Below are 13,739 nucleotides of genomic sequence, written 5' to 3' on the forward strand. Positions count from 1 at the left end.
GTATCTAATCCTGTTTGCTCCCCACGCTTTCGAGCCTCAGCGTCAGTAACAGTCCAGAGAGTCGCCTTCGCCACTGGTGTTCCTCCTAATATCTACGCATTTCACCGCTCCACTAGGAATTCCACTCTCCTCTCCTGTACTCAAGCTTTGTAGTTTCAAATGCTTACATTGGTTAAGCCAATGGCTTTAACATCTGACTTACAAAGCCGCCTACGCTCCCTTTACGCCCAGTGATTCCGGACAACGCTCGCCCCCTACGTATTACCGCGGCTGCTGGCACGTAGTTAGCCGGGGCTTCCTCCTTAGGTACCGTCAAAATTCTTCCCTAAGGACAGAGCTTTACGATCCGAAGACCTTCATCGCTCACGCGGCATCGCTGCATCAGGGTTTCCCCCATTGTGCAATATTCCCCACTGCTGCCTCCCGTAGGAGTCTGGACCGTGTCTCAGTTCCAGTGTGGCCGATCACCCTCTCAGGCCGGCTACCCATCGTTGCCTTGGTAAGCAGTTACCTTACCAACTAGCTAATGGGACGCGGGACCATCCTATACCACCGGAGTTTTGACTCATGCACCATGCGGTGCTAGAGTTTCATGGAGTATTAATCCCGGTTTCCCGAGGCTATCCTCCTGTATAGGGCAGGTTTCCCACGCGTTACTCACCCGTCCGCCGCTAGAAAGATTAAAAAATCATCCGAAGAATCAATTTTAATTTTCTCGCTCGACTTGCATGTGTTAGGCGTGCCGCCAGCGTTCGTCCTGAGCCAGGATCAAACTCTCAATAAAAATTTAAAGTTTGTTTTCCTTTGACCCAAAATTGAATCAAACGTTAGCTTAATTTAGCTTTATAATTTTACAACTTATAAGTTGTTGTTATCTACACTGTTCAGTTTTCAAAGACCAATTTGTTGTCGCTGTTTGCTAGCGACTCTTAATACTATATCAGGTTTTAAGTAACTTGTCAAGAACTTTTTTTATTTTCTTTTAAGTTCTTTTTTCTCTTTAAAAAGACAAGCTTTCCTGACGACTCTTAGTACTATATCAAAGATATACATACTTGTCAAGAATAATTTTAAATATAATTATAAAAATTTGGGTATATATATTGATATTCAATATTCTAAATTATTCATATAGCTAATATATTTAAATAAAATATAGTATTTTTTATAGTATATTGGATAAAATCATATTATTAATTATAAAATAAATAATATTTATATCTAATATAATGTCTCATCCATATGGAGGTTTAAATATGTTGAATCAAAATAACAATTCTATAGATTGTAATTCTGATTTTGCTACATCTGCATTTTCTAATATTCTATTAAATAAATTATCAGAAACTTACAGTCCGGTTTATTCAGATATGGTTATAATATGTATAGGAACTGATAAGTCTACAGGAGATTCCTTAGGACCTCTTGTTGGACACTTTTTAGATAAAGGATTATTTCTAAACACTAAAAATATTCATGTTTATGGTACTTTAGAAAAGCCAGTTCATGCTAAAAATCTAATTAAGTATATTAATGTTATAGATGAAAAATTTGATAACCCATTTGTAATAGCTATTGATGCTTCTTTAGGTATATATAATAGAGTAGGTTTTATAAGTGTCTGGGATGGCCCTTTAAAACCAGGATCAGGTGTTAACAAAGAACTCCCACTTGTAGGTAATATTCATATAACAGGAGTTGTAAATATATCTGGTTTTATGGAGTTTATTTTACTTCAAAACACTCGCCTAAATATAGTAATGAAAATGGCAAGAATTATTTCTACTTCTATTATATACTCTATATCCAAATTAAATATAGACAACAAAAAGTTAAATTAAAGATTAAATTTAATCTTTAATTTAACTTTTATTAAAATAATGGAGTATAATATCCTTTATTTAATATTTGCTCTATTTGATCTATATTTTTATTTGAAGCATTTATAAGTAAAATGCCTTTTGAATTATTCATATCTTCACCCATATTCATATCAATCATATTTGTTAAATTAGATATATCATAACCATCTGCCATATATATGTATGCATCTGAATCATGATCAACTATCTCATAACCTCTTTTTTTTAGCTCATAAGCTAATTCATTTAATCCATCTTGAATTGATACTCTCTTCATACTAGTAAACCTCCTATACAAATACTACTAGTAGTATTTGTATAGGAGGTTTATTTATTCATTAACCGATTACTTTAATATTTTTATTATATAAATTAAATTGTATTAATCCTTTTTTTTCTAAAATATCTCCATCAATATTTAAAAATATTTTTTCTTTTGAATATATATTTAAAGAATTTGCACGTATAAACTCTACATATTTTTTATATTTACCATGTTTACCATTATAAACAGATGGAAATAAAAATAATAATTTTATTTTTGATATATTTTTTATTATACAAATATCTAGTTGATTGTCATCTATTTTAGAATTAGGTGATATCATCATTCCACCACCATAATAGTTACCATTTGCTACAGCTACTAATAATACCTTCTCATTCTTTTCAATACCATTATATTTAATAGTCACACTTTTAGGTTTAAATATAAAGAGAGTTCTTAAAACACCTAAAGTATAAGCTAATTTGCCTTTAAATAGACCTTTGAAGATTTTTGTATTTTTTACTATTTCAGCATCAAAACCTATACTTGCCACATTTAAAAATTTATTTTCTTCTACATTTGCAATATTAATATTTTTAATATTATAATCTAATATCCTATCTAGTGCCTTACTTGGACTTAGCGGTAAATTTAATGTTCTAGCTAAATCATTTCCTGTACCCATTGGTATAATTCCAAGTATTCCTTTATTCATTTCCTTTATTCCACTGGCTACTTCTCTTACTGTTCCATCTCCACCTATAGCAACTATTATTTCATAGTCTTGTTTTAAGTATTTCATTGTTATTAATCTTGCATCATCTATTTCTTTAGTTTGAGTTATAATATATTTATGATCTGTACTTTTAAATTTATTTTTAATTATGGGAATTATATCTTTTTTTCTATTTTTACCTGCTACTGGATTTATTATAAATAAGATTTTCATTTTAAACTTTACCTAGTAGCCCTTCTCACTTTATCTTCCATATAAAGAGATTTTCGCTTTGCTCTATCTATTGCTTGTATTTCTTCAATAGACAATTTATATTCTGATTCCCCATTAATAACAGGTTTTCCATAGCTTATAGATTCATTCCTACCATATAAATTAGATATTACAAGTCCAGTATCATTTTCATCTAGTAGAGCTACAGAGAAACTCAAATCACTACCCATATCATCAAAGGCATTATATCTTATCATGCCAACTTTTTGTATAGAACTCTTTACTTTTTCATTTAGTAAATCTGATTTTTCATCTAAGTTCTTTATTCTTAATTTCATACTATCTATCATATCTATATTTTTAAACAAAATTTCTTCTAAATTTTTTCCATCGTTTCCCACTAATAATTTTTTATATTTTTTCTTTAGTTTTGACACTCTGTATTCTTGTATTAAAAATAATAAAAATAATAGCAAAGAAAATAATATAAGTCCCAGTAATACTTGACTTCTATATAAATCTAACGTCTCTAAAATACTATACATTCTCTTCTTCCTTCCCCTATTTTAATCACAAGTTGCTTCATGAGCTATCTGCTTTATTGCTTCTATAGTTTTACCTATATCATCTTTAGTATTAAAAGGACCAATACTAAATCTTACAGCTCCCCTTTCTAACGTTCCTATTGTTTTGTGTGCAAGCGGTGCACAATGAAGTCCTGATCTTGTAGCTATATCAAAAACACTATCTAATATATAACTAACTTCTGAGGAATCTTCATCACCTATATTCAGAAGTATTACAGGTGCTCTCTTTGATACATCATTTGGTCCATATAATATAACCCCTTCTACATCCTTTATTTCATTTATAAAGAATTTCAAAAGTTCTATTTCATGATTTCTTATATTTTCTATGCCTTTATCTAATATATATTTAACTCCTGCACCAAGAGCTATAATCCCTGGAGTATTTGGAGTTCCACTTTCATATCTATCTGGTAATATACTAGGTTGAACTAATTCATGAGATTTGCTTCCTGTCCCACCTTCTTTTAGGTTTCGTATATTTATACCTTCTTTTATATATAATCCACCTGTTCCTTGAGGTCCAAGAAGACTTTTATGACCAGCAAATGCTAATATATCTATATTCATACTCTCTACATCTATATTATAGACTCCTGCTGTTTGTGCACAATCTACCATATAAGTAATATTATTCGATTTTGCTAATTCTCCTATTTCTTTTACAGGTAATATTGTTCCAGTAACATTTGATGCATGAGTTGTAACTATTAATTTTGTATTGTTTTTAATTGATTTTTTTATATCATCTAATTTTACAAATCCTTCACTATCACACTTAACTATAGTATTTTCTACACCAAACTTTTCAAGAGCTTTAATTGGACGTAACACTGAATTATGTTCCATAGTTGTAGTTATTACATGGTCCCCTTTTTCAAGTAAACCTTTTATTCCTAAATTAAGAGCTTCTGTAGCATTATAAGTAAATATTATATTCATAGGGTTATTTATATTAAATAATTTTGCTAAAATTTCTCTTGTTTCATAAATTCCCCTTCCTGCTTTTAAGGATAATTTATGACCTCCCCTACCTGGATTAGCTCCATATTCTCTCATGCTTTCTATAATTTTTTCATAAACAACCTCAGGTTTTTTAAATGTAGTTGCAGCATTGTCTAGATAAATCAATTCATCACCTCAATTCAAATTAATTATCATAATTATACCATATTTAATAATTACTATTATGATTTTTTTGTTCTTTTATTCGGTAGTATATACGTTAAATAATATACTCCTGATACTATAATCCCTCCCCCAATAACATTACCTATTGTTACTGGTATTAAATTATTTAACCATATATTTAACCAAGTTGATTCTAACCCTACAAATTTTGCTATAGGTAAAAAGAACATATTTGCAATACTATGTTCAAATCCTGATAAAACAAAAAGCATTATAGGAAACCATATTGCTAATATTTTGCCAGTTATATCTTTTGCTGCAGTAGCAAACCAAACAGACAATGTTACAATCATATTGCATAATATACCTCTTATTAATGCGTCATGAAATGAAAGTGATAATTTAGCTTCTCCTACAGAAATAGCTAAATTTTTTATGTTATCTCCAGAATATAATCCGGATTTATATATAGCATATGCAAGTAAAATAGATCCTATAAAATTTCCCACATATACAATAATCCAGTTTTTAGACAAACTTTTAAAGGTGATTCTTTTATCTACAAGTGCTATTGTCATAAGATTGTTACCGGTGAAAAGCTCAGCTCCTGCCATGAGAACTAACATAAGTCCTACAGGGAAAACTGATGCTCCTATTAATTTTGACAACCCTACATCAATATTTCCTAGAGTTTGTGTTACGGTTAAATATCCATGAGTACCAAATCCAATAAAAACTCCAGCAAATATTCCTAAAAGAAATGTTTGTATAAAGTTTAATTTAGTTTTACCTTCGGCTGCTTTAATAGTAGCATCAGCTACTTCTTGAGGTGATAACATTCTTTTTTCCATAAAATCTCCCTCCTATTTAAATTATGTCTATAATTCAAATTATACTAAAATATACTATAATAATCAATAAACTGACAGCACTATAATTATGGCTGTCAGTTTATTTTTATAAATATGTTTCACGTGAAACATATTTAGTTTAATTCTGGAAAAATTTCTAAAGATCTTTTTAATATATCATGTTTATATGCTAAAAAAATCCCATAATTTATTATTGGTATATTTTTTTGCGAAGCATTTTTAATTCGTGAAATCATTTCCTTTCTATTAATCATACATCCTCCACAATGGACAATTAGAGAATAACTAGATATATCTTCTGGTATACTATGACCTGAACTCCAATCAAAATTAAGATTTACTCCTGATATTTCCTGTAGGAATTTTGGTATTTTATCTCTTCCTATATCTCCTTTTTGCCTATGGTGACTACATGCTTCACTTATTAATACTTTATCTCCATTTTTAAGTCTTTTAATTTCTTTTATTCCTTTTGTAAACTCTAAAAGATCACCTTTATACCTTGCAAAAAGTATGGAATAACTTGTCAAAAATATATGATTTGGTACTATATCTTTTATTTTCCCAAAAACTTGAGAATCTGTAATAACCATTTTTATTTTGTCACCAAACAACTCAATTGTCTTTTGTAACTCAGTATCTTGAACAACTATATTTATTCCATTACCATCTAATACTTCTCTTATAGTTTGAACTTGAGGAAGTATTAATCTTCCTTTTGGTGCAGAATCATCTATTGGTGTTACCTGAACTATAACATCATCTTTTTTTATTTTATCTCTTATTATAAATGAATTTTCATCATTTATATAGGGTTTTAGCTTGGATATCTCATATTTCAAGTTTTCTATTCCATCTTTAGTTTTAATGCTTGTTTTATATATTTTTATGTTTAATTTTTGTTCTAAATATTTTGTGCTTCCATTATATTTATCAACTTTATTTAATACCCCTATTATAGGGATGTTTTTCTTTTTTATATTTTCTATCAAGTTTTTCTCATACTCTAAATCTTCTGATTCAAAACTTAATAAAATTATAGCTATATCTGTTTTTTCTAATACATTTAAAGTCTTTTTTATTCTTAATTTTCCTAATTGCCCCTCATCATCAATTCCTGCTGTATCTATAAATACAACTGGTCCTATAGGTAATAATTCCATAGATTTATATACTGGATCAGTTGTAGTGCCTTTTATATTACTAACTAGTGCTATCTCTTGAGATGTAAGAGCATTTATGAGACTTGATTTTCCTGTGTTTGTTTTCCCAAATATACCTATATGAAGTCTATTGGAACGGGGGGTAGAGTTCATATTTATCTCCTCATTTCAAATTTTTATCTATATCATAGCCTAATTCTTCTATATAATCATAATTTAAATACTTAGGCAATTTTCTATTTGAATATTTAATTGATTCAATGGCAAAATCTAAATCAACCATATTTTTATTAGAATATATGCCATATTTTTCTCTTAACCTTTCTGGAGTACTTATTAACATTATTGTATTTGCTCCAGCTAAAAGAGATTTAGTTTGTCCTTCTCTATTAAGTGTAGATATAGCTGTGGTAGCTGGTATAAATACATTTTGACATATTATTCTCGTAAGTGCTATAACTTTTAAATTTAACTCTAAATTAGAAATTTTTTCATTTTCAAATGGAGTGCCTTTTGTAGGAATAAATGGACCAAATCCTATCATATGCACACCATAATCTTTTTGAAATAATATTACATCAGCTATTTGATCTAATGTTTGTTTAGGTAAGCCTATCATTCCTCCTGATCCTAACCTTAAACCAGAATTTTTTATAAACTCTGTATGTTTTACTCTTGTTTTAAACTTACTATCATAATGGATATAATCAAATAAATCTTCATTTGAAGTTTCTATTTTAAGCAAATAGTTATTCACTCCAGCATTTTTAAAGAGTTTATATTCTTCTTCTGTTCTTTCACCAATACTTAAAGTAATTCCCATTTTATATTTTTGTTTTATTTTTTTTATAATAGAAATAATTTTTTCTGTAGTGTAATAAGGATCTTCTCCTGATTGAAGTATAACTGTTTTTATACCTAATTTATATAATTTATCTACTTCTTTTAATATTTCATCTTCTTTCATTCTATATCTAAATTGATTTTTATCTCTTCTTAAGCCACAGTAATTACAATTTTTAATACAATAATTTGAAAATTCTATTGCAGCTCTAATTTCAATTCTATCTCCTACACATTCTTTTCTTATTACATCTGCAGTTTTTATAAGAGTATCAAATTCTATTTTTTCCTTACTTTCTAATACATATAATATATCTTCTTTATTTAAATCAATATTATTAGATACTTTTTCTAATATGCTCCTCATGTTATATGATATGTTCATATCATACATACTAGACAAATCATATTTATATTTGTTTTTTAATGAGTATATTCCTTTATAATCTACATTATTTTGGTTTAATAGTGTTATTATTTTGTCGTGATATTCCTTATCAAATTTTATGGCAGTGGTACATATTTCTCCAAACCCTTTAGGTGTTGGTATAAGCTCATTGGATATAGAGTTTTTTTCCAATATGTTTTTTGCATATAACATATTAGAATTAGAACTAGCTACTATTATATATGGATTTTTAAATTCATCTTTTATAAATTTATTTAATATGCTCATAATTCACTCCTAAAAATATAAGTCTCTTTCACCATTTTCCATTCTTTTAAGTCTGTCATCTAATTCGTTCTGTATATTTTGATTTTCTATTGCTTTTGATAAATTATCTATTATATTCTCAGCACTTTTTGTTGTTTCTATTGATGCATAGTCTAAAATATGTTCCTTTAAAGTTAATAGAGCATTAGATCTACATATACTTTTCATTTTACCTGCTTTAACTAACTTCATAAATTCTTTTCCAGTTCTTCCTACTCTATAACACGCAGTACAAAAACTAGGGATATAGCCTGTATCACTAATAGACTTTACTACTTGATCTAATGATCTTTCATCGTTTGTATAAAATTGATCTGAATTATGTTTTTTCTTTTCCTTATAGCCACCAGGGCTAGTACTTGAGTTAGCACTTAATTGAGAAACTCCTAAATCTAATAATTCATCTCTTAATTTTACTGATTCTCTAGTTGATAATATTATTCCCGTATAAGGAACAGCAAGTCTAATTATTGCAACTAATTTTTTAAATTCATTGTCAGTTATAGGGTATTCTATTTTTTCCATTTTAGCTCCTGGAGCAGGTCTAAGTCTTGGTACTGATATAGTATGTGGACCACAATTATATTTTTTCTCTAAATATTCTGCATGCATAAGTAATGCTATAGTATCAAATTTGTAATCATACAACCCATATAATACTCCCATACCTAAATCATCAATTCCAGCTTCCATTGCCCTATCCATTACTTTAAGTCTATAATCATAATCTGATTTTGGTCCTGTTGGATGCATCTTCTTATATGTTTCTTTATGATATGTTTCTTGAAAACATTGATACGTTCCTATTTCTGCTTTTTTTAGGCTTATAAAATCTTCCTTATCCATAGGTGCAGAATTTATATTTAACCTTCTCATATCGCTGTTTTCATAAATAGCTTTTATTGAATTAATTATATAATCAAGAGGTGCTGAAATATTATCTTCTCCTGCTACTAATAAAAGCCTTTTTTGTCCACTTTTTTCTAATGCTTTAGCTTCTTCTATAATTTCATTTATATCTAGTGTTTTTCTAGGTAATTTTCTATTATCCATTCTAAATCCACAATAAAGACAATTATTTATACATTTATTAGTTAAATATAATGGTGCAAATAATACTATTCGTTTACCATATATATCTTCTTTCACACTTTTTGCTATATCAAATATTTTATTTATATTCTTCTCATCTTCTACATTTAACAATATAGCTGTTTCTTCTAAACTAATCCCTTTCCCTAGTTTAGCTTTTTTTAAAATTTTATCTATTTTAACTTCTGATATGTTTTTTACATCTTTTAATATATCAAATATTTTTTCTTCATTTATAATCATTTAAATTCCTCCTTTGTTAAATATATATCTATTATATCATAATTTTAAATATAGATATATATTTAACAAATTGTTTTTCATTATTTAAAGTATATTTGTATTTTAAAAGTAAAAGCTATATATAACTACTAATAAGAGTATAAGGAGATAATATGGAAAAACAAATATTACAATCTTTTGTATTATTACATATTGTTTTAGGTGTAATAGTTGGATTCATTAGCAGGTGGTGGATGCTTAGAGGAGATATAAGACAATACCCCACACTTCCAAATGGATATCTAATAAACTTAACTACTGGTTTTATAGCTGCAAGTATTGGAGCTGTAGCTTATCCTGCTTTACTTGCAAAAAATTATGTAGCAGTTACATTTCTTACTGTAGCAATACAACAATTTAGAGATATTAGGAAAATGGAAAAAGAAACTCTTGAATCTTTAGAAACAGAAAATTATGCTCCAAGAGGTAAATCATATATTGATGGAATAGCAAAAACATTTGAAGCTAGAAACTATATTGTTATGATATCTTCTTTTGTAACTACTATTTCAGCTTTTATTGTAAGAAGTTTTATAAAAAATAATTTTTTAATAATACCAATTTCTTTACTTATTGGATTTATAGTTTCATTTTTCTTGAAAAACTATACTAAAGGACATACTTTAAGAGACATATTAACTATAACTGAAGCTCCCTTGGAATTTAAAGATGGTAGCAATTTATATGTAGGTAATATGTATGTGATGAATGTAGGTTTATCAGCTACTCAAACAAGAATATTGAAAAATGGAATAGGTATAATTATGAAACCCATAGGTGAAAATGAAAAAGTAATGCTTAATCATAGTGGACAGAGAAAAGCAATTGTTCATGAATGCTCAAGATTATTAGGTGTAGAAAGATATGTTGAAACTAGAAGAAATTTTGATAATGGAAATCTAGCATTAGTCATAGTTCCTATGATAAAAGATATAACTAGATTAAAACAAATCATATACGATATTCCTATCCTTGAAATGACAAAAAAAACTAACGACAAAAAGAAAAGAGATGATTAATATGAAAGAAAGCAGTACTAGAAGTATATTAGCTATAGTAACAATTGATGAAAAACTAATAATTCATTCAGGTGTGCCAACTTTTCTTGCAAAAGATAAAGATACACAGGAAAAAATTTCATCTGAATTAGGCCGTACACTTTCTGGAAATATATATAAACTTGCTAATGGTATAATAATCATAACACAAGAATAAAAAGCTGCAAATCTTGGATTTGCAGCTTTTTAAGGATGAATTATACCTTCTAATACTATAGATGCAACTCCTCCTACTTCTATAACATCTATACTATTTCCTAATTTACATATTATTTTTGAAGGTCTATTTAAAGATTCTCCTTGATTAACTATTATTTCTGTTTTATCTGTTAATTTGTTTTTTCTTAAATAATAAAATAATGCTCCATTTGCAGTACCTGTAGCAGCTTCTTCATCTATTCCTACTAAAGGAGCAAAATTTCTAGAATATATATCATTATTTTCAATAGTAAAAGCATGAATACCTGTTACATTTAATTTCTCAGATAATAATTTAACTTTTTCTTTATCTATATTTAAATTATCTAATATTTTTTTGGTTTTCACAGGTACTATTATATCTGGTAATCCTGTAGATATAACTTTTGGATCATACTTTTTAGAACCTATACCTATATCAAATTTATTTATGTTCATAGCAGATGATAATTCATCCTTATCTATATTTTTCTCTAAAATTTCAGGTTTCTTTTGCTCCATAATAACTTTATCTATTTTACCATCTTTACAATACACATCTATATATAACTTTCCTGCTCTAGTATGTTGGTAGTATCTTCTTTTACCATTATCTAAAGCATTTATATATCCCTTTTCTATCAAAGTATAAAATGTAGCAATTGTAGCATGACCACATAAGTCTACTTCTTGTAGAGGAGTGAAAAATCTAACTTTATAATTTTCTTCATCTATTTTTTGAATAAATGCAGTTTCAGATAAATTTAATTCTCTAGCTATTTTTTGCATCTTTTCATCAGATAATTCTTTTCCATCTGGAATAACTCCTGCTGGATTACCACTAAATTTTTTATCAGAAAATGCATCTACCAGATACATTATAAGTTCCATAATGATCTCTCCTTTTGTCCTTATATTTCAATTATAACAAGTATAATAGAAATTTACATTGGTAATATTTAAATGTTTCACGTGAAACATTTACTTGTTTAACAACTCTATAATTCTATCTAAATCATCATCATTATAGTATTCTATTTCTATTTTCCCTTTTTTTCTTCCTTTATTAATATTAACTTTAGTGCCAAATACTTTTCTTAAATCTTCTTCTATTTCTGCTATCATTGGATCTTTTCTTACTTTGTTTTTCTTTTTAGTGTTACTTTCATTTTTATATTTTAATACTAACTTTTCAGTTTCTCTAACACTAAGTTTTTGTTCTAATATAGTCTTTGCTATATCATATTGAACTTCTTTTTCAGAAATAGAAAGCAATGCTCGAGCATGTCCACCACTTAATAATCCCTCTTTCATCATATCTTGAATCTTATCCGATAATTTTAATAATCTCATTAAATTTGCAATATATGATCGGCTTTTTCCAATAATATTAGAAAGCTGCTCTTGAGTTATTTCATTTTTTCTTATTATATTTTCATAAGCATATGCTTCTTCAATTGGATTTAAATTTTCTCTTTGTATATTTTCTATTAAAGCTATTTCAGCTGATTTTTTATCATCTTCTCTTATTATAGCGGGTATAGTATCTACACCTAAATTTTTTACTGCTCTAAACCTTCTTTCTCCAGCTATAATTTCATATCCTGAATTACTTTTCTTAACTACTATAGGTTGTATTAATCCTACTTTATCAATAGATCTAGATAATTCCTCAATAGTATCTAAATTAAATTTTTCTCGAGGTTGATTTTTATTTGGTTTTACTTTTGATAGTTTTATATCTATTATTTTTCCTTCTTCTTTATCTAGATCAGAATCTTGTTTTGGTTCATCAGGAATCAACGCTGATAACCCTCTACCAAGTCCTCTCTTCTTTTTCACCATGCTTATATCACATCCTCAATATAATCTAAAAACTCTTCTGCTAATTCCATATATGCTTCTGCACCTTTAGATTTAGGATCATAATCAACTATAGATAACCCATAACTTGGTGCTTCTGCAAGTCTTACATTGCGAGGAATTAAAGTTGTATAAACTTTTCCCCTAAAATACTTCTTTACTTCATCTACTACTTGAATAGAAAGGTTTGTTCTACCATCAAACATACTTAATACTACCCCTTCCACTTCAAGCTTTGGATTTAAACTTTTCTTTATAAGTTTTATTGTACTCATAAGTTGACTTACACCTTCTAGTGCATAATATTCACATTGTATTGGTATTATAACACTATCTACTGCTACAAGGGAATTAATTGTAAGAAGACCTAAAGAAGGAGGGCAGTCTATAAATATATAGTCATAATCTTTCCTTATTTCATCTATTGCATTTTTTAATATGAGTTCTCTATCATCTCTATTTGTTAATTCTATTTCAGCTCCTGCTAAATCAACATTAGATGCTATTAAGTCTAAATTTTCATCCTCTGTATTTATTATTGTTGTCTTTATATCTTCTCCTTCAATTAAAACATCATAAATAGATTTATCTAAGGATTTTTTATCTATTCCAAATCCGCTAGTTGTGTTTCCTTGAGGATCAATATCTATTACAAGAACTTTTCTATCTAATTTTGCAATACAAGAACTTAAGTTTACATTTGTAGTAGTCTTTCCTACTCCACCTTTTTGATTAAATATTGCAATTACTTTTGACATGAAATCATCTCCACTCATATTCCTTTATTATATATCATTATATCAAATTTTCATTATATTTATATACCTATTTATAATTTATAATTGATTTGGGTATAGGATATATATAGTAGTATATG

Annotated in this window: 14 protein-coding genes and 2 other annotated features; of the genes, 3 read left to right on the top strand and 11 right to left on the bottom strand. The window is 27.9% G+C overall.

The genetic code is table 11. The features are described 5' to 3' along the window. Window positions 1-31: 31 nt before the first annotated feature. Window positions 32-218, bottom strand: a sequence feature (16S ribosomal RNA rRNA prediction is too short). Window positions 219-238: 20 nt separating this feature from the next. Further along, window positions 239-776: a sequence feature (16S ribosomal RNA rRNA prediction is too short), on the bottom strand. 480 nt (window positions 777-1,256) lie between these two features. Then, window positions 1,257-1,841, top strand: a complete 585-nt coding sequence (gene yyaC / locus E0D94_RS00860; RefSeq protein ID WP_130805424.1) for a spore protease YyaC — start codon at window positions 1,257-1,259, stop codon at window positions 1,839-1,841. 31 nt (window positions 1,842-1,872) lie between these two features. On the opposite strand, the gene E0D94_RS00865 is transcribed toward yyaC, so the two are convergent. From E0D94_RS00865 to hydG, 8 genes are all read right to left on the bottom strand, one after another. Next, window positions 1,873-2,139, bottom strand: a complete 267-nt coding sequence (locus E0D94_RS00865) for a YkuS family protein (protein ID WP_130805425.1) — start codon at window positions 2,137-2,139, stop codon at window positions 1,873-1,875. A 61-nt stretch (window positions 2,140-2,200) separates the two neighbouring features. Continuing rightward, a complete protein-coding gene (locus E0D94_RS00870; protein WP_130805426.1) occupies window positions 2,201-3,079 on the bottom strand; it encodes a diacylglycerol/lipid kinase family protein in 879 nt (292 codons plus the stop codon). An 8-nt stretch (window positions 3,080-3,087) separates the two neighbouring features. Beyond that, entirely contained in the window at window positions 3,088-3,624 is a 537-nt protein-coding gene (locus E0D94_RS00875) for a DUF4446 family protein (RefSeq protein WP_130805427.1), read from the bottom strand. 21 nt (window positions 3,625-3,645) lie between these two features. Further along, window positions 3,646-4,797: an aminotransferase class V-fold PLP-dependent enzyme gene (locus tag E0D94_RS00880; RefSeq protein WP_130805428.1), complete on the bottom strand. Its 1,152-nt coding sequence runs from the start codon at window positions 4,795-4,797 to the stop codon at window positions 3,646-3,648. Window positions 4,798-4,853: 56 nt separating this feature from the next. After that, window positions 4,854-5,648: a formate/nitrite transporter family protein gene (locus E0D94_RS00885; protein WP_130805429.1), complete on the bottom strand. Its 795-nt coding sequence runs from the start codon at window positions 5,646-5,648 to the stop codon at window positions 4,854-4,856. A gap of 134 nt (window positions 5,649-5,782) precedes the next feature. After that, window positions 5,783-6,985: a [FeFe] hydrogenase H-cluster maturation GTPase HydF gene (gene hydF / locus E0D94_RS00890; RefSeq protein ID WP_130805430.1), complete on the bottom strand. Its 1,203-nt coding sequence runs from the start codon at window positions 6,983-6,985 to the stop codon at window positions 5,783-5,785. A 10-nt stretch (window positions 6,986-6,995) separates the two neighbouring features. Then, entirely contained in the window at window positions 6,996-8,351 is a 1,356-nt protein-coding gene (gene hydE, locus E0D94_RS00895) for a [FeFe] hydrogenase H-cluster radical SAM maturase HydE (RefSeq protein WP_130805431.1), read from the bottom strand. A gap of 9 nt (window positions 8,352-8,360) precedes the next feature. Continuing rightward, window positions 8,361-9,725, bottom strand: coding sequence for a [FeFe] hydrogenase H-cluster radical SAM maturase HydG (gene hydG / locus E0D94_RS00900; protein ID WP_130805432.1), 1,365 nt, complete (start codon window positions 9,723-9,725; stop codon window positions 8,361-8,363). A 152-nt stretch (window positions 9,726-9,877) separates the two neighbouring features. Here hydG and E0D94_RS00905 point away from each other — a divergent pair, with 152 nt between their 5' ends. Continuing rightward, window positions 9,878-10,783 (top strand): YIEGIA domain-containing protein, encoded by a 906-nt coding sequence (locus E0D94_RS00905; protein ID WP_130805433.1) that lies wholly within the window; start codon window positions 9,878-9,880, stop codon window positions 10,781-10,783. Window position 10,784: 1 nt separating this feature from the next. Then, a complete protein-coding gene (locus E0D94_RS00910) occupies window positions 10,785-10,979 on the top strand; it encodes a capping complex subunit for YIEGIA (protein ID WP_130805434.1) in 195 nt (64 codons plus the stop codon). Window positions 10,980-11,008: 29 nt separating this feature from the next. Here E0D94_RS00910 and E0D94_RS00915 read toward each other — a convergent pair whose 3' ends face one another. The 3 genes from E0D94_RS00915 to E0D94_RS00925 all read right to left on the bottom strand — a co-directional run bounded on the left by E0D94_RS00915 (window position 11,009) and on the right by E0D94_RS00925 (window position 13,620). Further along, window positions 11,009-11,890: a PhzF family phenazine biosynthesis protein gene (locus tag E0D94_RS00915; RefSeq protein WP_130805435.1), complete on the bottom strand. Its 882-nt coding sequence runs from the start codon at window positions 11,888-11,890 to the stop codon at window positions 11,009-11,011. Window positions 11,891-11,980: 90 nt separating this feature from the next. Further along, a complete protein-coding gene (locus E0D94_RS00920; protein ID WP_341274553.1) occupies window positions 11,981-12,841 on the bottom strand; it encodes a ParB/RepB/Spo0J family partition protein in 861 nt (286 codons plus the stop codon). Between the two features lie 5 nt (window positions 12,842-12,846). Then, window positions 12,847-13,620 carry a ParA family protein gene (locus E0D94_RS00925; RefSeq protein ID WP_130805437.1) on the bottom strand — a complete coding sequence of 258 codons (774 nt, stop codon included), beginning with the start codon at window positions 13,618-13,620 and terminating at the stop codon, window positions 12,847-12,849. Window positions 13,621-13,739 lie beyond the last annotated feature (119 nt).

Source organism: Senegalia massiliensis (assembly GCF_900626135.1).
GTDB classification, from domain to species: domain Bacteria; phylum Bacillota; class Clostridia; order Tissierellales; family SIT17; genus Anaeromonas; species Anaeromonas massiliensis.

Excerpts from the sequence above, each read along its gene's own strand:
- E0D94_RS00905 (WP_130805433.1), top strand. The coding sequence starts at position 9,878 with ATGGAAAAACAAATATTACAATCTTTTGTATTATTACATATTGTTTTA.
- E0D94_RS00915 (WP_130805435.1), bottom strand. The coding sequence starts at position 11,890 with ATGGAACTTATAATGTATCTGGTAGATGCATTTTCTGATAAAAAATTT.
- E0D94_RS00885 (WP_130805429.1), bottom strand. The coding sequence starts at position 5,648 with ATGGAAAAAAGAATGTTATCACCTCAAGAAGTAGCTGATGCTACTATT.
- E0D94_RS00865 (WP_130805425.1), bottom strand. The coding sequence starts at position 2,139 with ATGAAGAGAGTATCAATTCAAGATGGATTAAATGAATTAGCTTATGAG.
- E0D94_RS00870 (WP_130805426.1), bottom strand. The coding sequence starts at position 3,079 with ATGAAAATCTTATTTATAATAAATCCAGTAGCAGGTAAAAATAGAAAA.
- yyaC (WP_130805424.1), top strand. The coding sequence starts at position 1,257 with ATGTTGAATCAAAATAACAATTCTATAGATTGTAATTCTGATTTTGCT.
- E0D94_RS00875 (WP_130805427.1), bottom strand. The coding sequence starts at position 3,624 with ATGTATAGTATTTTAGAGACGTTAGATTTATATAGAAGTCAAGTATTA.
- hydF (WP_130805430.1), bottom strand. The coding sequence starts at position 6,985 with ATGAACTCTACCCCCCGTTCCAATAGACTTCATATAGGTATATTTGGG.
- hydE (WP_130805431.1), bottom strand. The coding sequence starts at position 8,351 with ATGAGCATATTAAATAAATTTATAAAAGATGAATTTAAAAATCCATAT.
- E0D94_RS00925 (WP_130805437.1), bottom strand. The coding sequence starts at position 13,620 with ATGTCAAAAGTAATTGCAATATTTAATCAAAAAGGTGGAGTAGGAAAG.
- E0D94_RS00910 (WP_130805434.1), top strand. The coding sequence starts at position 10,785 with ATGAAAGAAAGCAGTACTAGAAGTATATTAGCTATAGTAACAATTGAT.
- hydG (WP_130805432.1), bottom strand. The coding sequence starts at position 9,725 with ATGATTATAAATGAAGAAAAAATATTTGATATATTAAAAGATGTAAAA.